Here is a 21,776-nt window from a genome sequence, read left to right on the forward strand (position 1 = left end):
TCGTAAAGTGAAAGCAGGTCATCACTTTAGCCCATGCACCTCAGTGAACCAAGCGCGGGCCAGAGCCCTGCAGGGCTTCTTAACATTTCTTTTAAGCCATTGAAACGCTCTGGATCAGCCCCATTACGTTGCGTACGCCTCTTCATTTGATTGGGCGAAGACAGTTAACGGCAATCTAACGAGGTCGCCATGAACAGCGAAGAGCAAACCCTGATCGACGGGCTTTTCACCAAACTGAAAAGTGCCGAAACCGCTTCTGCCCCCCGTGATGTTGAGGCTGAGGCAAGGATCAAGGAGCATCTGACCCAGCAGCCAGGCGCGCCTTATTACATGGCGCAGGCCATTCTGGTGCAGGAAGCAGCGGTCAATCAGTTGAACCAGCAGGTCAAGCAACGCGACGAGCAGATCCAGCAGCTTCAGGCGCAACTGGAGCAGGCCAAGGCTCAGTCTTCAGCCGCACCGGCATCGAGCAGCGGCGGCTTTTTGTCGAGCCTGTTTGGCGGTGGCAGTGCTCAGCCGCCGCAACAACCGCCGCGCAGCAACACCCCGTCCTCCTCGGGCGGTTGGCGGGATGGCCCTTCCAGCCCCGCGCCGTCTTATTCCCAGCAAGGCAACCCCCAGCAGGGCAACCCTCAGCAGGGCAACCCTCAGCAGGGCAACTACGCCGCGCCGCAACAACAGGCGCCAGCCGCACCGATGGGCAGCGGCTTCCTCGGTGGCGCGCTGAAAACGGCGGCTGGGGTCGCGGGTGGCGTAATGCTGGCTCAAGGCATCAGCAGCCTGTTCGGCCACAACAGTCAGCCTCAGGAAGTGGTTGAAGTGATCAAGGAAGAACCGGCCCAGGTTGCCGATCACGGCAATAACGACAACGGCAATGGCTGGGGCAACGACGAGCAGCGCGTCAGCGATAACGACGTCAACGGTAATCAGGACAACTTTGCCGACAGTGGTTACGACAACGGCTATGACGATGGTGGGGATGACTTTGGCGATGATGATTCGTTTGTCTGATTGAGCGAAGATCGGCAGGAGGCGGTTTAGCCCTGAAGCGGGCGGCGCAGAGGCTTGAGATCTTTACCTGCAGGATTGACGCCTTCCCGGCTAAAGCCGGTCCTGCGGATGACGTGAAACTGGCATACTGGGCGCCGATCCACTTCCGGGTCGGCGTCGCCAGTTGACGCGTCTGTTGCGTCATGAGGATTTCCGGTGAAAAAGATCGCGGTGTTCGCCGATGTACAGAACCTCTATTACACCGTCCGTCAGGCCCATGGCTGTCATTTCAGTTACGCCGCCCTGTGGGCTGACATCAGTCAGCACGGGGAGATCGTGCAGGCGTATGCCTATGCCATCGACCGTGGCGACAGCAAGCAGCAGCAATTTCAGCAAATCCTGCGCAACCTGGGGTTTGTCGTAAAGCTCAAGCCGTACATCCAGCGTAGCGACGGTTCGGCCAAGGGCGACTGGGACGTGGGCATCACCATCGACATCATGGACATCGCCTCGCAAGTCGATGAGGTGGTGCTGGCTTCCGGTGATGGGGACTTCGATCTGCTGCTCGAACACATCATCAACAAGCACGGTGTCGAGGCGGTGGCCTACGGCGTGCCGGGCCTGACCGCCAACTCGCTGATCCGCGCTGCCACGCGTTATGTGCCGATCGAAGGTTCGCTGCTGTTACGCAACTGAGTCCGCCACCGGGCTGTTCATTTTTCAAAGGATTCAGGCACGTGTTGGAACGCATCGCAGTCATCGACTTTGAAACCACCGGTATTTCCCCTGGCCATGGCTGCCGGGCGACGGAAATCGCCGTGGTGATCATGGAGCAGGGCCGTATCGTCGAGCGCTATCAAAGTTTGATGAACGCGGGCGTGCGAATTCCTTCGTTCATCGAGTCGCTGACAGGCATCAGCAACAGCATGATTCGGACTGCGCCTTCGGCGGAGCGGGTCATGAACGACGTGGCGGACTTTGTCGGCGTGACGCCTCTGGTGGCCCATAACGCCTCGTTCGACCAGAAATTCTGGGATTACGAGCTGTCGCGCATTCAACGCAACCGCGAGCAAAGCTTCGCCTGCTCGATGCTGTTGGCTCGCCGCCTGATGCCGGGTGCGCCGAATCACAAGCTCGGCACGTTGACCCGCTACGCCCGTTTACCCGACACCGGCAAGGCTCACCGGGCCATGGCCGATGCGGAAATGGCGGCCAACCTCACCGCGCACCTGGCCAGTGAATTGCGCCACACCCACGGCGTTGCCGGGATTTCCCATCAATGGCTCTGCACATTGCAGAAAGTCCCTGCCGCCAAAATCAGCGAAGCCCTTAAGCGTCAGCGCGGATTTTGATCGCGGGTTTTTCCGGTCTGGCGTGAGTGTCCAGGTGATTGAACGGCAGCGGCCTGTCCACGGCGGTTGAAAGAATGATCGACGTCTTGCTGAAACCGAATTGCGCCACGCGGTTGATCAGGTTTTCCAGTTCGGGCATCGAAGCCTCTGCCGCTTGCATGATCACGCACGGGTCGCCGGTCACCCGATGACAGTGGATCAGCTCGGGAATTTTCCATAGCTCGTCATAGGTTTGCTGGTTGCCGTGGCTGGCCAGGCGTAGCTCGATGACGCACTGAATCGGCAGCCCGACCTTGGCCATGTCGACCTTGGCCTGATAGCCGGTGATCACGCCGCTGGCCTCCAGTTTGGCAACCCGCTCGGCCACCGCCGGGGCGGACAAGTTGACCAGACGCGCCAACTGCGCGAACGATGCCCTCCCGTTTTCCAGCAAGGCATCGAGCAACATTCGATCGTATCTGTCCAGCGTCATGGCGTTCTCCTCCTCCCGTTTTCGCCACTTTCGATAAAAAGGCGTTTGAAAGCAAGAACCGGGTTTTCCAAGGTAAGCAGGGCGTTTAAAAAGGGTTCGCTGCTTATTTTCCAGCATTGGCCTTCATACAATAGCTGGCCCATAACAATCAATTATCGAGCCTGACATGCCACGTTCTCGTCGCTTTCCTTTGTTGCTGATGGGTGCCTTTGCCGCGTTGTACCTGGTGTGGGGATCGACCTATCTGGTCATCCGCATCGGCGTTGAATCCTGGCCGCCGCTGATGATGGCCGGGATTCGTTTTCTGATTGCCGGTTGCCTGATGTACGCTTTTCTGCGATTTCGCGGCGCCCCGGCACCTACTTTTGCACAATGGAAAGCGGCGGCCGCCGTCGGCTTCTTGCTGCTGGCGTGCGGCAATGGCGGGGTTACGTTGGCTGAGCATGCGGGTGTTGCGTCGGGCATTGCGGCGCTGGCGATTGCAACCATGCCGCTGTTTACCCTGTTGTTTGGCCTGTTCTGGGGCAACCGCACCACGCGTCTTGAATGGGCGGGGATCATGATGGGGCTGATCGGCATCGGGCTGTTGAACCTGGGTTCGAACCTGCAGGCCAGCCCTTATGGCGCGGCGCTGGTGATCTTCGCGGCAGCCGCCTGGGCGTTCGGTTCGGTGTGGAGCAAGCATCTGCCGTTGCCCGAAGGCCCCATGGCCAGCGGCGCCGAGATGATCACCGCCGGGGTCATGCTGCTGATCGCCAGTACCCTGAGCGGCGAGCATCTGGACACTATGCCCACCGCCGCAGGCTGGGGTGCGCTGGCGTACCTGATCGTGTTCGGCTCTATCGTGGCCTTCAGCGCCTACATGTATTTGCTGAAAAATGTCCGGCCCGCTGCGGCCACCAGCTATGCCTACGTCAATCCCGCTGTCGCGGTATTGCTGGGCATCCTGTTTGCCGGGGAAACCATCGGGCCGGAAGAATGCCTGGCAATGGCGGTGATTATCAGTGCCGTGGTACTGATCGGCCTGCCCCAATGGCGAAAGCCGCAGCCGGAACAGGCCGGATCGGTGCGGACAGGGTAAACTGCGCGTCTTGCGCTGAACTCTATTTACGGTACCCCAATGACATTCGCCACTCTTGGCCTGATCGAACCCCTGCTGCGCGCTCTTGAAACGCTCGGTTACCAGACGCCGACACCTGTGCAGGCACAGGCGATTCCACCGGTTCTGGCCGGGCGTGACTTGATGGCCGCGGCCCAGACCGGCACCGGCAAGACCGCAGGTTTTGCCTTGCCTCTGCTGCAACGATTGACCCTTGAAGGCCCGAAAGTGGCCGCCAACTCGATCCGCGCCCTGGTTCTGGTGCCCACCCGCGAGCTGGCCGAACAGGTTCACGAGAGCATTCGTCAGTACGCTGAACACCTGCCGCTGAGTACTTACGCGGTCTACGGTGGCGTGAGTATCAACCCGCAGATGATGAAGCTGCGCAAAGGCGTGGACATACTCGTCGCCACGCCGGGGCGTCTGCTGGATCTGCATCGCCAGAACGCCTTGAAGTTTTCGCAACTGCAAACCCTGATCCTCGACGAAGCCGACCGCATGCTGGATCTGGGCTTCTCGGAAGAACTGCGCAGTATTTATGCCGCACTGCCTAAACGCCGTCAGACGTTGCTGTTCTCGGCCACCTTCTCCGATGCCATCCGCCAATTGGCTGAGCAGATGCTCGACGACCCGCTGAGCATTGAAGTCAGCCCGCGCAATGTCGCGGCCAGTTCGGTCAAGCAATGGGTCGTGACTGTCGACAAGAAGCGCAAGCCCGAGCTGTTTATCCATTTGCTGAAAAAACTGCGTTGGTCCCAGGTGCTGGTGTTCGCCAAGACTCGAGTGGGGGTCGATCAACTGGTCGAGCGCTTGCAAGGCCTTGGCATCAACGCCGATGGCATTCACGGGGACAAACCTCAGGCGACCCGGCAGCGTGCGCTGGATCGTTTCAAGGCCAGCGAAGTGCAGATCCTTGTGGCCACTGACGTTGCGGCCCGTGGTCTGGACATCGACGACCTGCCCACGGTGGTCAACTTCGATCTGCCCATCGTGGCTGAGGATTACATCCACCGCATTGGCCGAACCGGGCGTGCGGGCCTGACCGGCGAAGCGATTTCCCTGGTGTGCGCAGACGAAGTCGAGCTGCTGTCCGCCATTGAAACCCTGACGCGCCAGACGTTACGCCGCGAAGAAGAACCGGATTTCACCCCTGAGCACCGGGTGCCCACCACCGACGCCACCGGCCAGATTCTGAAGAAACCCAAGAAGCCGAAAAAACCGAAGGTTTCCGGTGGCGGCAAACGCAATCTGGGCAAATGGGTCGACAGTGGCGACACCGCACCCGAGCCGGTGGCGGTCAAGCCGGTGCGCAAAGTGCCGGTATTCAACACCGGCCCGCGCAAGAAGAAGCCTTAAGACGACCCCGTTGGAGCGTGTGGCGCTCCAGCGGCTCATTAGGTTATCGCCGCAACCACTCCACCATCCCCAACCCCGCCGCACGACCGCTGGCAAAACAGGCGGTCAGCAGGTAGCCGCCGGTGGGGGCTTCCCAGTCGAGCATTTCGCCGGCGCAGAACACACCGGGCAACGGCTTGAGCATCAGGCGTTCGTCCATCGCTTCAAAGGGCACGCCGCCTGCGGTGCTGATGGCTTCGTCCAGCGGGCGCGCCTTGACCAGCTTCAACGGCAGCGCTTTGAGCGCCTTGCTCAATGTGGCGGTATCGTTGAATGCCTCTTTTGACGCCAGTTCCCGCAGCAACGCAGCCTTGACCCCATCGATCCCCAATTGACTGTGCAGATGCTTGGACATCGAGCGTGAGCCACGAGGCTTGGCCAGGGCTTTTTCGATGGTCGAGACGGTCTTGCCGGGGAGCAGGTCGATATAAACCGTTGCCGCCCCGCGCTGATTGATCAACTCGCGAATCTGCGCCGACAGGGCATAGACCAGACTGCCCTCGACGCCGGTCTCAGTGAGCACGCACTCACCCAGGCGCGCCGCCTGGCCGGGCAGGCCCATGGCGATGTTTTTCAGTGGGGCACCGGCGAACTTGCCGCGCAGCAGGTCGCTCCAGCCGGTGGTTTCAAAGCCGCAATTGGCGGGCTGTAACGGGGCAATGTCGATTCCTCGCTGTTCCAGCCAAGGCAGCCACGCGCCATCGGAGCCCAGCCGTGCCCAACTGGCACCGCCCAGCGCCAGCAACACGGCATCGGGCTGAAGGGCGGTTTCCCCGTCAGCGTGGGCGATACGCAACTGACCCTCAGCGTCCCAGCCCAGCCAACGGTGTCGGGTGTGAATCGCCACGCCGGCTTCGCGCAAGCGTTTGAGCCACGCCCGCAGCAAGGGCGCCGCTTTCATGTCCGAGGGAAAAACCCGGCCTGAGCTGCCAATGAACGTCTCAATCCCCAGGCCATGAATCCACTCGCACAACTGATCGGCACCGAAGCTGCGCAGCAGGGGGGCAATGTGCGGCGCACGTTCGGCATAGCGGGACAGAAACGCCGGGTAGGGCTCTGAATGGGTGATGTTCATGCCGCCCACACCGGCCAGCAAAAACTTGCGGCCCACCGACGGCATGGCGTCGTACAAATCGACTTTGATGCCCGCCTGGCTCAACACCTCGGCCGCCATCAGCCCGGCGGGGCCGCCGCCGATGATGGCAACTGAAGGATGGGGTTTGGCGTCGGGACGGGTCATGGCGTTTTGAGTCTGTGCGAGTGAGCCGGTCATTCTACTTCAGCCTTGGCGCTGCGGTGCCTGATTCTGTTGGAGCGTCCTTCTTCACCTCACAACCCCTCTGAAACCCAAACCCGCTGGGCACTGTGATGCAAAATCCCGTGGCGTCGCGCCAAGGCTTCACGGTCCTTGCTGTACCCGCCGCCGATCACGCCCATGACCGGGATGTCCCGCCCCAGGCAATGGCGCAATACCGCCTCGTCGCGGGCCGCTACGCCAGCATCGGTCAGTTTCAGGTAGCCGAGGGCGTCGTCCTGATGAACATCGACGCCCGCGTCATACAGCACCAGGTCCGGTTGATAGATCGGCAACAGGTAATTGAGCAGGTCATCGACGACCTTCAGGTAATCCTCGTCGCCCATGCCCATGGGCAGCGGGATGTCCCAATCACTATGGGCCTTGCGGGCCGGGAAGTTCTTTTCGCAATGCAGTGAAACGGTGATGGCGTCTTCGGTGTCGGCCAGAATCCGCGCGGTGCCGTCGCCCTGGTGCACGTCGCAATCGAAAATCAGGACCTTGCTGACACGGCCGCTTTGCAGCAGGTAATGGCTGATCACAGCCAGATCGTTGAAGATGCAGAACCCGGCAGGGTGGTCGTAGTGTGCGTGATGGGTACCGCCCGCCAGATGACAGGCCAGACCGTGTTCAAGTGCCTTTTCGGCAGTGAGCAGCGAGCCCCCGACCGCGCGTACGGTGCGGCGGGCGAGGGCTTCGCTCCAGGGCAAGCCCAGGCGGCGCTGATCTTCCCGGGACAGATCGCCGTCCATGTACCGACGGATGTAGGCAGGGTCATGAGCCAGTGCCAGAATCTCGGTCGGACACAGGTCCGGGCGCAGCAGTTGCGCATCGGTGGTCAGTCCACTGTCGATGAGGTGGTCGCGCAGCAGGCGGAACTTGTCCATGGGAAAACGATGGTCAGCCGGAAACGCCGGGCTGTAATCCTCGTGATAGATGAGCGGCAGGGACATTTCGCGTCCGTTGTGGGGTCGAAGGCCGATAGTGCCAGCATTGCCCGGGTCCGCCCAGCCTTGCGACTCAATCGCGCAACACGGGATGACTGATCCACTGGCGGGTCTGACAGGTTGTTCAGGAGTAAACGATGGAACCGATACTCAAACTCGAGAGCGCGCGATTGTTGATGCGTCAGTGGCGAGATGACGATTTGCCGGCGTTTGCCGCCATGTGCGCCGACCCTCAGGTCCAGCGCTACTTCCCGGCGACGCTGAGCCGGCTGGAAAGCGCCGCGCTGATCGGGCGCCTGCGTGGGCATTTTGCCGAACTGGGTTTTGGGCTGTGGGCGCTGGAGCGCAAGGTCGATGGTCAGTTCATTGGTTATACCGGCCTCGGCGTGGTGGACTTCGAGGCGCCATTTTCCCCGGCGGTAGAGATCGGCTGGCGGCTGGCCCGTGAGCATTGGGGTTACGGTTACGCCAGTGAAGCGGCCTGGACCGCGCTGGGTTGCGGGTTCGAACGGTTGGGGCTGGAACAGATTGTGTCGTTCACATCGGTCAGCAATCAGCCTTCGCAGAAAGTCATGCAGGCCATCGGCATGCAGAACGATCCTGCGGATAACTTCGAACACCCGAAATTGCCAGACGGGCACCCGCTCAAGCCCCACGTGCTGTATCGGATCAATCGCCAACAATGGCTGAAAACCCTGCAAGCTTGACCGAGAGAGCGGCGTTAAACGCTGTATCATTTCAATTTTTTCGCGCCGAACGGGCGATCAGGTTTTGTGTGAGGAACGATATATGAGCCAAGTGTTGGATGATCTGGTCGAGCTGCTGACTCTGGAACCGATTGAGGAAAACCTGTTTCGCGGCCGCAGCCAGGACCTTGGCTTTCGTCAGTTGTTTGGTGGGCAAGTCCTGGGGCAATCGCTGTCGGCGGCCAGCCAGACCGTGGAGGATGAGCGCCACGTTCACTCGTTGCATGGCTATTTCCTGCGCCCCGGTGATGCCGGTTTGCCGGTGGTCTATCAAGTGGATCGGGTGCGCGATGGCGGCAGCTTCAGCACTCGACGGGTGACGGCCATTCAGAAAGGCCAGCCCATCTTTACCTGCAGCGCGTCGTTCCAGTACGACGAAAAGGGCTTTGAACATCAGACGTCCATGCCTGACGTTGTCGGCCCGGACAATCTGCCGTCGGAGCTTGAGCTCATGCAGCTGCGTGCGCATTTGATCCCGGAGTCGATGCGCGAGAAAATGCTCTGCCCCAAGCCCATCGAATTTCGACCTGTGACCGCGTCTGATCCCTACAATCCGCAGCCTGCGGAGCCGGTGAAGTATGTCTGGTTCCGCGCCGATGGCGCGCTGGCCGAGATTCCGGCCTTGCATAAATACCTGATGGCCTATGCGTCAGACTTCAACCTGTTGACCACGTCGCTGCTGCCCCACGGCAAAACGGTCTGGCAGAAGGACATGCAAGTGGCCAGCCTTGATCATTCCCTCTGGTTTCATGGCGACCTGCGTGCCGATGACTGGCTGCTTTATGCGATGGACAGTCCGTGGGCAGGCAACTCCCGTGGCTTTTCCCGTGGCAGCGTATACAACCGCGCCGGGCAGCTGGTGGCCTCCGTCAGCCAGGAAGGTTTGATTCGCCATCGCAAGGACTGGGTATGAACCTCAGCGGTATTCATTACTGGGTGTTTGATATGGACGGCACCCTGACCATGGCGGTGCATGATTTCCCGGCGATCAAGCGTGCGCTGGATATCCCGCAGGACCACGACATTCTCGGGCATCTGGCGCAATTACCCGCCGATGTCGCCGCCGCCAAGCACGCCTGGCTGCTGGAACACGAGCGCGAACTGGCCCTGGCGTCCCAAGCGGCGCCGGGCGCGGTGGAGTTGGTACGTGATCTGGCTGCTCGCGGTTATCGCCTGGGCATCCTGACCCGCAACGCCCGCGAGCTGGCGCATGTCACGCTCCAGGCCATCGGGTTGGCCGATTGTTTTGCGTTGGACGATATTTTGGGTCGGGATGAAGCCGCCCACAAACCTGATCCTGCGGGCTTGCTGCATCTGGCTCAAGCGTGGCAGGTGGAGCCTTCGCAGATGGTCATGGTCGGGGACTACCGTTTTGACCTGGACTGCGGCCGCGCCGCCGGGACCCGGACCATTCTGGTTAATGTTCCGGAAAACCCATGGCCAGAGCTGACCGACTGGCACGCGCAGGATTGCAACGAACTGCGGGCGCTGTTGGGTCATTGAATCTGGGGCTGCTTTGCCTCTGAAGAAACCATCACCGTGGGACCGGCTTTAGCCGGGAAGAGGCCAGTACAGCCAATGCCTCAACCTCGGCAGAAACGGCGCCTTCCCGGCTGAAGCCGGTCCCACGGGTAAGAAGAACCTGGCCTCAAAGTGGCTTGAACAATACCGCCTGGCCTTCAGGTGAGGTGAAGATGCCGTTGCCGTTGTGGCCCACATTGGGCACGACGATCAGGCGCTGGTTCATGCCTTCAGGATGGCGTTTTGTCAGGTAATTGAAGAAGTTCTCGCCCCTCTCCAGGCGGAATGCACCCTGCGCCTGTGCGCCGCAGGTCTTGTCCAGTTCCGGGTGATTGGGATCGGTGTCGAGTTGACCGAGCAGGTAAGTGACGTCACGTTTGACGTAGCCCTGTTCGATATCGGCGATATTCACTTTGCCGGCATAGGCGGGCAGGCGGTTCAAGCCGTATTTCCATTGGTCGAACCCAGGGCATTGGGCCGCTGTTACCGGTAGTGGCCGGTCAGCGTCGAAGTAAGCGTAGCTGGACGGGTTGGCAATCACATAGCGCAGCTTGATGCCTTCCTTTCTGAGCAGCACGTCTTCCTTGCCACCCAGCATCACGTACCGCTGCACCACCTGCGCGCCGCCGGAATGACCGGCAATCACGATTTCCTTCAGGTTCGGGAACAGCTTGCTGTCGCTGAGGCGGCGCAGGATGTGGTCGATGACCCCAAATGAACTGATCGGCTTGGGCCCGACAGCGGTATCCCCGGCCATCCAGTCGTTGCTGTGCCAGCGCAGGATATTGTCCGCCAGGTGGTGGGCCACCACGTCCTTCTCGTCCAGAAACTGCGGCGCAATCAATAACGTCTTGCTGCGCTGTTTGGACTGGTTGGCGGCGCGCTCGATGCTGCGCAGATACGTCTGCGCGTTACGCATATGGCCATGCAGGACAATCACGGCGCGCTCGATCTGCGGCTTGGGATGGTTCCATTCCTGGCTTAGCCCGAGCGTGGCCTGTGCGCCATTAATGGTCAGTCGATCCGGACTGATTGATTTGACCGCCTGATCCTCGGCGTGAGCTGCAAAACTCAAGAAAGTGCTTAACGACAGGACCAGAAGCGGTTTCATCATGTGATCAGAGGCTCTTTGCTGCGAACGTGTCGCACTGATTGATTTGGCCTTGGGCGAAGCCGGTCTTGAACCAGCGGACCCGTTGAGCGGAGGTCCCGTGCGTAAACGAATCGGGCACTACGCGGCCTTGGCTTTGCTGCTGTAAACGGTCGTCACCAATGGCGTTGGCCGCGTTCAGCGCTTCTTCAATATCACCCGGCTCGAGCCAGTTCAAACGCTTTTGCGCGTTGAAAGCCCAGACGCCGGCCAGACAGTCGGCCTGGAGTTCCTGACGAACCAGCAAACCGTTGGTGCCTTCCATTTTCTGGCCCCGTTGACGCGCTGCCTGAACCTTATCTGAAACACCCAGTAACGTCTGCACATGATGGCCTATTTCATGGGCGATTACATAGGCCTGCGCGAAATCTCCGGCGGCTTTGAAGCGCTGCGACATTTCACGGAAGAAATCCATGTCCAGATAGACCTGCCGGTCCGCCGGGCAATAGAACGGGCCGGTGGCGGACGTGGCGAAACCGCACGCGGACTGGACCTGCCCCTTGAACAGCACCAGTTTTGGATCTTCGTATTGACGGCCATTGAGCTGGAAGACTGCGCGCCAGGTGTCTTCGGTGTCGCCCAGAATCGAACGCACGAACTCGGCCTGTTGATCGTTGGCCGGCGGTGCCTGCGTGGTTTGCGGGGAGACGGCGGCGGGTTGCTCGCTCATCTGGCCGGTGATCTGCCCGAGAATCTGCATCGGGTCCTGACCCGTGAGCAGGCCAATGGCGACAATGATGACGATGCCGCCAATCCCGAGTCCTTTGCCACCCAGGCGCATCCCACCGCCGCCGCTACCACTGCCTCGCGCATCTACAACGTTGTCGCTGCGGCGACCTTTTTTCCATAGCATGTGGGAATCCTCGACTTATCCTTTAGGGAGTTTCGCTGCTTGGCCACTACTGCGCCAGTCCGATTATCCGGTCTGGCGAAATGGATGGCGTGGAGTCGCGAATCTTTGATGGATAAGTAGAGATGTTTCAGGGGTATTAGTTCGTTGTTGTTCAAACGCGACTGGGCCGCACGACGTGGGCGACTTGCCTGCCGTGCGGCTCTGTCAGCGCAAGACTGGCCCCTGATTAGCGTCTGACCAGCAACACCCCGGACTCCATGTGATGGGTATACGGAAACTGGTCGAACAGCGCGCAACGCTCCACACGGTGGGTGTCGTGCAGTTGTGCGATGTTGGCGGCCAGGGTTTCCGGGTTGCAGGAGATGTACAGGATGCGCTCGAAGCGACGGGTCAGCTCGCAGGTGTCCGGGTCCATGCCCGCGCGAGGCGGGTCGACGAAGACGCTGCCGAACGCGTAGCTTTTCAAGTCCACGCCGTGCAGACGACGGAACGGCCGCACTTCGTTGAGCGCCTGGGTCAGTTCTTCGGCAGACAGCCGCACCAGTGTGACGTTATCCACGGCGTTATCTGCCAGATTGCTCAAGGCTGCGTTCACCGAGGTCTTGCTGATCTCCGTGGCCAGCACTTTGCGTACCCGCGTCGCCAACGGCAGGGTGAAGTTGCCATTGCCGCAATACAGCTCCAGCAAATCATCGTCACGGGTGCCAAGGGCGTCATACGCCCAGTTGAGCATCTTCTGGTTCACCGTGCCGTTGGGCTGGGTGAACGCGCCTTCCGGCTGGCGATAGCTGAACGTGCGCCCGGCGACGTCCAGCTCTTCGGTCACGTAGTCGCGGCCGATCACCAGACGCTGGCCCTTGGAGCGCCCGATCAGGCTCACCTCCAGTTCGGCGGCAAGCTTCTCGGCGGCGGCGGTCCATTCCTCGTCCAGCGGGCGGTGATAACACATTGTGATCATCGCGTCGCCAGCCAGCGTGGTCAGAAAGTCCACCTGAAACAGCTTGTGGCTCAATACGCCGCTGGCTTCCCAGCGGTCGCGCAATACCGGCATCAGCGCATTGATGCGCTCACTGGCGATGGGCAAACCGTCGAGCAGAATCGGCGTGCGATTGTCGCCGGGAGCGAACATCGCGTAGTGGCGCTTCTGGTCTTCGCGCCACAGACGGAACTCGGCGCGCAACCGGTAATGCTCCCGGGGCGAGTCAAACACCTGCGGCTCGGGCGCATCAAAAGGTGCCAGCAGTTCACGCAGGCGAACGGCTTTGTCTTCGAGCTGACGGTCGTAGCTCGCGGGATCGAATGGGACACTCATGCAGGAAACCAACCCAGCTTGATCACGAACAGGATCGACAGGATCACCAGCGCTGAGTTCAGCTCGCGCCCGCGGCCCGACAACAGTTTGATCGCGGTCCAGGAAATGAAGCCAAAGGCGATGCCGTTGGCGATGGAATAGGTGAAGGGCATTGCCAGCGCGGTAATGACTACGGGCGCTGCGACAGTGATGTCATCCCAGTCGATTTCCGCCAGCCCGGAGGTCATCAGCACCGCCACGAACAACAGGGCGGGGGCTGTGGCGAAAGCCGGGACGCTGCTGGCCAGCGGCGCGAAGAACAACGCCAGCAGGAACAGGACCGCCACGACAATGGCGGTCAAACCGGTACGGCCACCCGCACTGACGCCGGCTGCGGACTCGATGTAGCTGGTGGTTGTCGATGTACCCAGCAGCGAACCGGCCATGGCCGCCGTGCTGTCTGCAATCAGTGCGCGGCCCATTTTCGGCATGTGGCCGTTCTTGTCCATCAGGCCTGCGCGTTTGGCGACGCCGATCAAGGTACCGGAGTTGTCGAACAGATCGACGAACAGGAATGCGAAGATCACGCTGACCAGACCGATGTCCAGTGCGCCCTTGATGTCCAGTTGCAGGAAGGTCGGGGCCAGGGACGGCGGCATGGAAACCACGCCGCCGAACGGCGTAAAGCCCAGCACGATGGACGCGATGGTGACGGCGAGAATGCCGATCAGCACCGCACCACGGACCTGGAGTTTTTCCAGTGCAACAATAAGGAAGAAACCCAGGGTCGCCAGCACGGGCGCCGGTTGTTTCAGGTCGCCCATGCCCAGCATGGTGGCCGGGTTGCTGACCACGATGCCGGCGTTGTGCAGGGCAATCAGCGCCAGGAACAGGCCGATACCGGCTGCAATCGCCGAGCGCAATGGCAGCGGGATGCTATTGATGATCCATTCACGAATGCGAAAGATCGACAGCACGAAGAACATCACCGCCGAAATGAACACCGCGCCCAGCGCCACTTGCCAGGTATGGCCCATGTGCAGCACGACGGTGTACGTGAAGAACGCATTGAGGCCCATGCCCGGTGCCAGGGCAATCGGGTAGTTGGCAATAAGGCCCATGGTCGCCGAACCGATGGCCGCGGCCAGGCAGGTGGCGACGAACAGTGCGCCCTTGTCCATGCCCGTTGCGCCGAGGATGCTCGGGTTCACGAACAGGATGTAGGCCATGGCCAGAAAGGTCGTGATGCCCGCGAGAATCTCGGTGCGCACGTTGGTGTTATGTGCCTTGAGTTGAAACAGCCGTTCCAGCATGTCTGGCTCCCCGTGACGCGCCTGCGTCGTGAATGAATCGACCCGAACAGCAAAGCACAGACTGCCCAGGCAGCCGTGACATTTTCTGTGGGGCGGAAAAAGCCGCGCATCATACCAGTAGCGTGTAGATATGACTGCTCACCGATCATCGGCGGCTGTTCATAAAATCTGGCTAAGCTTGCCTGAACCCTTTTCGAGGAATTGCCTGTGAGTAAAAGAGCCTTGATTGCGGTAGCGGACGGCATCGACGATCTGCAAAGCGTGACCTTGATCGACGTGCTGCGCCGGGCTGACATCGACGTGGTCGTGGCCAGCATTGAAGCCCGGCGCATGCTGACCTGTGTGCGAGGCACCCGGCTGACGGCCGATACCATGCTGGTGGATGTGCTGGCGCAGACCTTCGACCTGATTGTGCTGCCGGGTGGCCTTCCAGGTGCCGCGCATCTGGCCGAACATCAGCCCCTGGCCCAACGGGTGCGTGAGCAGGCCGCCGCCGGGCGTTACTACGCCGGGATAGGCGAGTCGCCAGCGTTGGCGTTGCAAGCGTACGGCGTGCTCAAACAGCGGCGCATGACGTGCAGCGAAGCGGTGAGCCATCAACTGTCGGGTTGTTCATTTGTTGATCAGCCCGTCGTGGTGGACGGCAATTGCGTGACAGCAAAAGGCTCGGCTGCGGCACTGGAGTTTGCCTTGATGCTGGTGGAGCAACTGTGCGGCAAGGCGCGGCGGGCGGCGGTGCTCAGGTCTATCGAGTGACACTTTCCAAGCGAGGCACAACGACCTTGTGGGGCCGGCTTTAGCCGGGAAGAGGTCGGTATAACGGTTGCATGTTCATCGCTCGCAATGCCGTCTTCCCGGATGAATCCGGTCCCGCAGGTCGCCTGTTACAGCTCGACAGCGCAGCGTCTGAACGACGAGGGATCTCCTGCAAGAAAGGTGAGAATCTGGCACCTGCCGGCCCCGAAAAAGCGCATGTTTACGCCCGTCCATAAACCCTGAACGTTGCCAACCTCACGAAGTCGTACCCCTTAAGACGCAGAAAAATGCGCTAAAAAGTACCTACCGTGAGGTTCCCATGAGTGCAACGACCCCCAAGGATTTCGCCGGCCATGCGATAAGCCTGACTCTAAACGGCCAGACTCGGCAGATCGAGGTGCAGCCGTGGACCACATTGCTGGACATGCTCCGCGACCAACTGGATCTGGTGGGCAGCAAAAAAGGCTGCGACCACGGCCAGTGTGGCGCTTGCACCGTTTTGCGTGACGGCAAGCGCATCAACGCTTGCCTGACACTGGCCATCATGTGCGATGGCGCTGAGTTGACCACCATTGAAGGGCTGGCCGACGGCGAGCAACTGCACCCGCTGCAACAGGCCTTCATCAAACACGATGCCTTCCAGTGCGGCTACTGCACGCCAGGCCAGATCTGTTCGGCAGTTGGTCTGGCCAATGAAGGCCGCGCCAACAGCCGCGCCGAAATCCAGGAAATGATGAGCGGCAACCTGTGCCGGTGCGGGGCCTACAGCAACATCCTTGCGGCGGTGGAAGAAGTGCTGCCCGAGATGCGCGAAGGGCAAGACGGGAGGGAGCGCTCATGAACCCGTTTACCTACAGCAAGCCCGCGTCTGTCAGTGATGCGGTGAACCTGAGCGGCGCGGCCACGCGATTTATTGCGGGCGGCACCAATCTGCTGGACCTGATGAAGGAAAACGTGGCCCGGCCGGAACATCTGATCGACATCAACGGCCTGCCGCTGAAAGACGTGACCCGGACTTCCGAGGGCGGGGTGTTGATTGGCGCGCTGGTGAGCAACGCCGATCTGGCCTGGCATCCGCTGATCGAGCAACACTACCCGCTGCTGTCCCAGGCAGTGCTGGCAGGTGCATCGCCACAGTTGCGCAATATGGCTAGCACCGGCGGCAACCTGCTGCAACGTACCCGCTGCTATTACTTCTATGACGCCAGCGTGCCGTGCAACAAGCGCGAGCCCGGCAGTGGTTGCCCTGCACGCAATGGCCTGAACCGGATTCACGCCATTCTGGGTGCCAGTGACGACTGCGTTGCGACCCATCCCTCTGATATGTGCGTCGCCTTGGCCGCGCTGGAGGCCAGCGTCCATGTTGAAGGTCGCGCCGGCAAACGCACCATTGAGTTTGCCGATTTTCATCGTCTGCCAGGCAACGCCCCGCAACGTGACAATCAGTTGGCCGATGACGAACTGATCACGGCTGTTGAGTTACCGCCTGCCGGTTTTTCGGCTCACAGTAATTACCTGAAGATCCGTGATCGTGCGTCGTATGCCTTCGCTTTGGTGTCCGTGGCGGCTGCGCTGGAGCTGGATGGCGACGTCATTCGCGACGTACGTCTGGCTCTGGGTGGTGTGGCCCACAAACCTTGGCGCGACAAGGCCGTCGAGCAATCACTGATCGGCAAAACGGTGTCCCGCGAGCACTTTGCAGCCGCAGCCGACGCGCTGCTCAGTGATGCACAGCCGCTGGAACACAACGCCTTCAAAATCAAGCTGGCTCGCCGGGCGATCATTCGCGCCTTGAGTGATGCGGCCGTGGGAGGACACGCCCAATGAATCGCCCCTTGAACCCATCGATTTCTCCTCTTGGCAAACCGTTGGACCGGGTTGACGGTCGGCTCAAAGTCACCGGGCAGGCGCGTTACGCCGGGGAATACCCGGAAACCGGCCTGCTCCATGGCAGCGTGGTGTCCAGCACCATCGCCCGAGGCCGTGTGACCCATATCGACGTTACCGATGCCTTGCAGGTGCCGGGTGTGGTGATGGTGCTGGATCACAAGAATCGGCCCAGCCTCGCCAGCTACGATGAAAACTACGAGGACGCCGACTCGGCGGAAGGCTCACCGTTTCGCCCGCTGTATAACGACCGGGTGTTGTACAGCGGCCAGCCGTTGGCGCTGGTCGTGGCTGAAACCCTGGAGCTGGCGCGTTACGCCGGTTCGCGGGTGCGTATCGAATATCTGGTGGAGGATCACGAAACGGATCTGCTCGCCGTATCGGAAAATGCCCACGACGCGCCGGCTGAGTTACCCAAGCCTCGGGGCAATTTTCAGGCAGAGCTCGCCAGTTCCGCGCTGAGTGTCGACGTCCACTACAGCACGCCCATCGAGCATCACAACCCGATGGAGCCTCACGCCTCCACCGTTTTGTATCAAGCCGATGGCAGCCTGCACATCCATGACAAGACCCAAGGCACGCAAAACTGTCAGGACTACCTGCACAAGGTGTTCGGCCTGGAGAAAGAAAAAATCCGCGTGTTCGCCGCATTCGTCGGTGGCGCATTTGGCTCGGGCTTGCGTCCGCAGTATCAATTGCCGCTGGCGGTGATGGCCTCGCTGGAGTTGCAGCGTTCGGTGCGCGTCACCCTGACCCGGCAACAGATGTTCACCTTTGGTTATCGTCCGCGAACCTTGCAGCACTTGCGTCTGGGGGCTGCGGCCAACGGTCGGTTGCTGGCGGTCGGCCATGAAGCCATCGGCCAGACCTCGCGTTTTGAGGATTTCACTGAGCACGTCGTGGAGTGGAGCGGCATGCTTTATCAGTGCGACAACGTTCAGCTGACTTACAAACTGGCGCCGCTGGATGTGTATACGCCGCTGGACATGCGCGCGCCGGGGGCTGCCTTGGGTTTGATCGGCCTGGAGTGCGCCATGGACGAGCTGGCCTGTGCCGTGGCGATCGACCCTGTGCAACTGCGACTGATCAACTTTGCCGAGCGCAATGGCAATGAAGACAAACCGTATTCCAGCAAGGAACTGCGCGCCTGTTATGCACAGGGCGCGGAGCGTTTCGGCTGGAGCAACCGAAACCCTGAACCCCGCAGCATGCGCGAAGGGCGGCAGCTGGTCGGGTGGGGCATGGCGGGGGGCGTCTGGGAATCCATGCAGATGAAAGCCAGCGCCAAGGCCCGCCTCAGCGCAGACGGCAAGTTGACGGTCAGCAGCGCGACCACCGATATCGGCACCGGCACTTACACCGTCATGACCCAGATCGCGGCGGCAGCGGCAGGCGTCGACACTGAAGATGTCACCTTTTTGCTGGGCGATTCTTCTTTGCCCACAGCACCGTTGCAGGGTGGTTCGTTCACCGTTTCGTCGGTGGGCACCGCAGTTCAGCAGGCGAGCAAGGCGCTGCGCGAGAAGCTGTTCGAAGCGGCCTGCCAGAAGGACGCAAACTGGCGTTCTGCCCAGGCTGACCAGATGGGCCTTGCAGACGGCTACCTGCATCTGGGCGAGCAACGGCTGGCATTGGCTGACGTGTTGAGCGGCTTCCCTGAAGGGCTGGAGGTTCAGGTCGATGCCGAGCCGGACAAGAAGCGCGAGGCTTACGCCACCGCGACACACTCGGCGGTTTTCGTCGAAGTGCAGGTGGACGAAGACCTGGGCAGCATTCGGGTCACCCGCGTGGTCAGCGCCATCGCCGCCGGGCGTGTCGTGAACCCGAAAATGGCCCGCAGTCAGATTCTGGGCGGCGTGGTCTGGGGCATTGGCATGGCGCTGTATGAGGAAACCCAGACGGATCACAACCTGGGTCGCCACATGAATCACAGCCTGGCCGAATACCATGTGCCGGTGAATGCCGATATCGGCGACATTGACGTGATTTTCGTTGAAGAAAACGACGACATCGTCAACGCGCTGGGCTCTAAGGGTGTCGGTGAGATCGGCATCGTCGGTGTAGCGGCGGCGGTGGCCAATGCGGTCTACCATGCCACCGGCAAGCGCGTTCGCGACTTCCCGATTACGCTGGATAAGGTGCTTTGACCCTTTGAATGGGAAAGGCATTCGCTGGAGCGAGGCTTGCCCGCGAAGGCGTTGTCTCTGGCAATGAATTCGGCGACGTCCATTCCCGGTCGCGGGCAAGCCTCGCTCCAACGGGGCGGGGCTTTTCTTCAATGTCGCCAGAGTGCAAACGCAGGTCGCGCTGGTGCGCTTCTTGGGGCGTGCTGCTGCGTAGTTTGGTTTCCTGGCAGCACTCGTACTGCCGCTGATGCTTGAAGAAAACCAAAAACAAGCCGACCCGAGGGAGCACGCATGAAGAAATTAATTCGTCATATCAGTTGCGGTGTATTAATGCTGGGCAGTACGGCGGCGCTGGCTGCCGAACCCGCCGCATGCCAGAACGTACGCATGGGTGTGGTCAACTGGACCGACGTGATCGCCACCAGCGCGGTTGCCCAGGTACTGCTGCAAGGCATGGGGTATGACGTCAAGCAGACCAGCGCGGCGCAGCAGATTGTCTTCGGCGGTCTGCGTGATGGGCGTCTGGATATCTTTCTCGGCTATTGGAAGCCGGCGATGGACAAGAACATTGCGCCGTTCGTGGAAGCCAATCAGGTCAAGGTTCTCGATAAGCCCAGCATGAGCGATGCCCAGGCCACACTGGCCGTGCCGGACTACGTCGCGGCGGGCGGGCTCAAGACGTTCGGTGATATCGCTAAATTCAAGGACAAGCTCGGCGGCAAGATCTACGGCATCGAGCCAGGCACCGGCGCCAATACCAATATCAAGGACATGATCGCCAAGAACCAGTTTGGCCTGGGGGGCTTCCAGTTGGTGGAATCCGGCGAGGCCGGGATGCTGGCGGCGGTGCAGCGGGCGGTCAAACGCAATGAATGGGTAGTGTTCGTCGGCTGGACGCCGCACCCCATGAACATCAACATGAAAATCGATTACCTGACCGGCAGCGAAGACGTCTTCGGGCCGCAGGAAGGTGCCGCCACTGTTTCTGTGGTCACCGCCCCGGACTACGCCCAGCGCTGCCCGAACGTCAGCAAAATGCTCAGCAACCTGACGTTCACGGCGGCTCAGGAAAGCCAGATGATGGTGCCGATCATGGATCGCAAGGCTCCGGACGACGTTGCCAAACAATGGCTCAAGGATCACCCGGAAGACCTGCAGCGCTGGTTGGCAGGTGTGCAAACCTTTGACGGTAAAGAGGCCGCCCCAGCGGTTGTGGCTGCGATCGGGAAATGACAGCAGGCCTGGTTCTTGTGGCACAGGCTTGCTCGCGATAGCTCCAGGCAGCCGATGGATGTTCGTCGGATAGAACCAATCGCGAGCAAGCTCACTCTACCGGTTAGACGTCACCCTGGAGCCGAGCAATTCATGACTACCCATTATCCGCTGTCCGCTGAAATGGCCAGCTTCGTCGCCCGAACCCAGAGCTTCAGTTCGTCCGCGCCTGATATGAACGACCAACGCGCGGCCTATTCGCGGATGTGCCGCGCGTTCACCCCGACGCTTCCGGCGGGTTTGATGACCACGGATTTCGAGCTGGCCGGTGTGCCGGTTCGCAGCTACCGACCTGACAGTCTGGCGCCAGACACGGTCACCGAATGCGTGCTGTACCTGCATGGCGGCGGTTGGGTGGTGGGCGATCTGGATTCTCACGACTTCATCTGTACCGATCTCGCCCTTGATCTGGGCTGCGTGGTCATCGCTGTGGATTATCGCCTGGCCCCGGAGCATCCGTTTCCGGCCGCGTTCGACGATTGTGTGGCGGTCTGGCATGGCCTGCAGGCGCAGGCGGACTGGCTACGTATTGATCCACTAAAGGTTGCGGTTGCAGGAGACAGCGCTGGCGCAACGCTGGCGGCTGCCTTGTGCCTGGCGTTGCGCGATGCCGGGCAGCCTCAGCCTTGTGGGCAGGTGCTGATTTATCCAGCATTGGGCGGCGCGTCGGACCTGCCTTCACGCAGCGAGTGCGCCGATGCGCCCCTGCTTAGCAGCGTGGATATCGACTGTTATCAGGCGCTGTATGCGAACACACCTGAACATATGCGTTCTCCCTACGCATGGCCCTTGCTGGCGCAGGATTTCAGCCGCCTTGCTCCGGCGTTCATCGCCGTCGCGCAGTACGATCCGCTGCGTGATGACGGTGTGGTTTACGAGCAGAAGCTCCGTGAAGCAGGTGTGGCGACCGGCTTGTATGTGGGCGACGGGCTGGTGCATGGCTGTTTGCGGGCCAAGGGGATGGCGGAGGAGGCTGATGAGTTGTATCGGCGGATAGTGGAGGCGTTACGGATTACAACCCCAAACACCTGACTCCGTTGGAGCGAGGCTTGCCCGCGAACGCGTCAATCCTGCCGGTAAAAATACCGGCTGAAGAATGGCATTCGCGTGCAAGCCACGCTCCAACAAGGCGCGATCTGGAAAGTCGATCCGGCAGACACCGCAAAAACAGAAGGGGCTGATGAGTTGTATCGGCGGATAGTGGAGGCGTTACGGATTACAACCCCAAACACCTGACTCCGTTGGAGCGAGGCTTGCCCGCGAACGCGTCAATCCTGCCGGTAAAAATACCGGCTGAAGAATGGCATTCGCG

21 protein-coding genes are annotated in these 21,776 nt (G+C 60.7%); 14 read left to right on the forward strand and 7 right to left on the reverse strand.

The genetic code is table 11. The annotated features are described in order from the left end of the window. Nucleotides 1-189 precede the first annotated feature (189 nt). From ACP7B0_RS20545 to ACP7B0_RS20555, 3 genes are all read left to right on the forward strand, one after another. The gene (locus ACP7B0_RS20545; RefSeq protein ID WP_426143480.1) at nt 190-1,011 is read left to right on the forward strand and encodes a DUF2076 domain-containing protein; all 822 of its coding nucleotides are present in this window, start codon (nt 190-192) and stop codon (nt 1,009-1,011) included. Between the two features lie 195 nt (nt 1,012-1,206). After that, nucleotides 1,207-1,686 (forward strand): NYN domain-containing protein, encoded by a 480-nt coding sequence (locus ACP7B0_RS20550; protein ID WP_426143481.1) that lies wholly within the window; start codon nt 1,207-1,209, stop codon nt 1,684-1,686. Nucleotides 1,687-1,730: 44 nt separating this feature from the next. Then, nucleotides 1,731-2,342, forward strand: coding sequence for a 3'-5' exonuclease (locus ACP7B0_RS20555; protein WP_426143557.1), 612 nt, complete (start codon nt 1,731-1,733; stop codon nt 2,340-2,342). Here ACP7B0_RS20555 and ACP7B0_RS20560 read toward each other — a convergent pair. Continuing rightward, complete coding sequence (locus tag ACP7B0_RS20560; RefSeq protein WP_426143482.1) at nt 2,320-2,814, reverse strand: Lrp/AsnC family transcriptional regulator; 495 nt, start codon at nt 2,812-2,814, stop codon at nt 2,320-2,322. The genes ACP7B0_RS20555 and ACP7B0_RS20560 overlap by 23 nt on opposite strands. A gap of 166 nt (nt 2,815-2,980) precedes the next feature. On the opposite strand from ACP7B0_RS20560, the gene yedA reads away from it, so the two are divergent. Together yedA and ACP7B0_RS20570 are read left to right on the forward strand one after the other, a co-directional pair. Continuing rightward, a complete protein-coding gene (gene yedA, locus ACP7B0_RS20565; protein ID WP_426143483.1) occupies nt 2,981-3,895 on the forward strand; it encodes a drug/metabolite exporter YedA in 915 nt (304 codons plus the stop codon). Nucleotides 3,896-3,934: 39 nt separating this feature from the next. Beyond that, nucleotides 3,935-5,269 carry a DEAD/DEAH box helicase gene (locus tag ACP7B0_RS20570; protein ID WP_426143484.1) on the forward strand — a complete coding sequence of 445 codons (1,335 nt, stop codon included), beginning with the start codon at nt 3,935-3,937 and terminating at the stop codon, nt 5,267-5,269. A 43-nt stretch (nt 5,270-5,312) separates the two neighbouring features. On the opposite strand, the gene ACP7B0_RS20575 is transcribed toward ACP7B0_RS20570, so the two are convergent. Next, a complete protein-coding gene (locus ACP7B0_RS20575; protein WP_426143558.1) occupies nt 5,313-6,548 on the reverse strand; it encodes a TIGR03862 family flavoprotein in 1,236 nt (411 codons plus the stop codon). 89 nt (nt 6,549-6,637) lie between these two features. Continuing rightward, nucleotides 6,638-7,555, reverse strand: coding sequence for a histone deacetylase family protein (locus tag ACP7B0_RS20580; RefSeq protein ID WP_426143485.1), 918 nt, complete (start codon nt 7,553-7,555; stop codon nt 6,638-6,640). A gap of 131 nt (nt 7,556-7,686) precedes the next feature. Here ACP7B0_RS20580 and ACP7B0_RS20585 point away from each other — a divergent pair, with 131 nt between their 5' ends. The 3 genes from ACP7B0_RS20585 to ACP7B0_RS20595 all read left to right on the forward strand — a co-directional run bounded on the left by ACP7B0_RS20585 (nt 7,687) and on the right by ACP7B0_RS20595 (nt 9,798). Beyond that, on the forward strand, nt 7,687-8,256 hold the full coding sequence (locus ACP7B0_RS20585; RefSeq protein WP_426143487.1) for a GNAT family N-acetyltransferase: 570 nt from the start codon (nt 7,687-7,689) through the stop codon (nt 8,254-8,256). Nucleotides 8,257-8,338: 82 nt separating this feature from the next. After that, nucleotides 8,339-9,208 (forward strand): acyl-CoA thioesterase II, encoded by an 870-nt coding sequence (gene tesB / locus ACP7B0_RS20590; RefSeq protein WP_426143488.1) that lies wholly within the window; start codon nt 8,339-8,341, stop codon nt 9,206-9,208. Next, nucleotides 9,205-9,798: an HAD family hydrolase gene (locus ACP7B0_RS20595; RefSeq protein ID WP_426143490.1), complete on the forward strand. Its 594-nt coding sequence runs from the start codon at nt 9,205-9,207 to the stop codon at nt 9,796-9,798. The genes tesB and ACP7B0_RS20595 overlap by 4 nt, the downstream gene beginning before the upstream one ends. Before the next feature lie 145 nt (nt 9,799-9,943). Here the strand turns inward: ACP7B0_RS20595 and ACP7B0_RS20600 are convergent, their stop codons facing one another. From ACP7B0_RS20600 to ACP7B0_RS20615, 4 genes are all read right to left on the reverse strand, one after another. Beyond that, nucleotides 9,944-10,930, reverse strand: a complete 987-nt coding sequence (locus ACP7B0_RS20600; RefSeq protein ID WP_426143491.1) for an alpha/beta hydrolase — start codon at nt 10,928-10,930, stop codon at nt 9,944-9,946. A 4-nt stretch (nt 10,931-10,934) separates the two neighbouring features. Further along, a complete protein-coding gene (gene ypfJ / locus ACP7B0_RS20605; protein WP_426143492.1) occupies nt 10,935-11,819 on the reverse strand; it encodes a KPN_02809 family neutral zinc metallopeptidase in 885 nt (294 codons plus the stop codon). Nucleotides 11,820-12,045: 226 nt separating this feature from the next. Beyond that, the gene (gene trmA, locus ACP7B0_RS20610) at nt 12,046-13,131 is read right to left on the reverse strand and encodes a tRNA (uridine(54)-C5)-methyltransferase TrmA (protein ID WP_426143494.1); all 1,086 of its coding nucleotides are present in this window, start codon (nt 13,129-13,131) and stop codon (nt 12,046-12,048) included. Beyond that, complete coding sequence (locus ACP7B0_RS20615; RefSeq protein WP_426143495.1) at nt 13,128-14,423, reverse strand: NCS2 family permease; 1,296 nt, start codon at nt 14,421-14,423, stop codon at nt 13,128-13,130. Before ACP7B0_RS20615 ends, trmA begins: the two co-directional genes overlap by 4 nt. A 207-nt stretch (nt 14,424-14,630) precedes the next feature. Between ACP7B0_RS20615 and ACP7B0_RS20620 the strand changes: the two genes are divergently transcribed. From ACP7B0_RS20620 to ACP7B0_RS20645, 6 genes are all read left to right on the forward strand, one after another. Beyond that, nucleotides 14,631-15,179: a DJ-1 family glyoxalase III gene (locus ACP7B0_RS20620; protein ID WP_426143496.1), complete on the forward strand. Its 549-nt coding sequence runs from the start codon at nt 14,631-14,633 to the stop codon at nt 15,177-15,179. A 319-nt stretch (nt 15,180-15,498) separates the two neighbouring features. Continuing rightward, nucleotides 15,499-16,020, forward strand: coding sequence for a (2Fe-2S)-binding protein (locus tag ACP7B0_RS20625; protein WP_426143497.1), 522 nt, complete (start codon nt 15,499-15,501; stop codon nt 16,018-16,020). Beyond that, a complete protein-coding gene (locus ACP7B0_RS20630; RefSeq protein ID WP_426143498.1) occupies nt 16,017-17,006 on the forward strand; it encodes an FAD binding domain-containing protein in 990 nt (329 codons plus the stop codon). Before ACP7B0_RS20625 ends, ACP7B0_RS20630 begins: the two co-directional genes overlap by 4 nt. An 8-nt stretch (nt 17,007-17,014) precedes the next feature. Further along, nucleotides 17,015-19,213, forward strand: coding sequence for a xanthine dehydrogenase family protein molybdopterin-binding subunit (locus ACP7B0_RS20635; protein WP_426143559.1), 2,199 nt, complete (start codon nt 17,015-17,017; stop codon nt 19,211-19,213). A gap of 270 nt (nt 19,214-19,483) precedes the next feature. Continuing rightward, the gene (gene choX / locus ACP7B0_RS20640) at nt 19,484-20,425 is read left to right on the forward strand and encodes a choline ABC transporter substrate-binding protein (protein WP_426143499.1); all 942 of its coding nucleotides are present in this window, start codon (nt 19,484-19,486) and stop codon (nt 20,423-20,425) included. Between the two features lie 132 nt (nt 20,426-20,557). Further along, nucleotides 20,558-21,496 (forward strand): alpha/beta hydrolase, encoded by a 939-nt coding sequence (locus tag ACP7B0_RS20645; protein WP_426143500.1) that lies wholly within the window; start codon nt 20,558-20,560, stop codon nt 21,494-21,496. Nucleotides 21,497-21,776: the final 280 nt, after the last annotated feature.

It is taken from the genome of Pseudomonas sp. DWP3-1-2 (genome assembly GCF_049896285.1).
Classification (GTDB): domain Bacteria; phylum Pseudomonadota; class Gammaproteobacteria; order Pseudomonadales; family Pseudomonadaceae; genus Aquipseudomonas.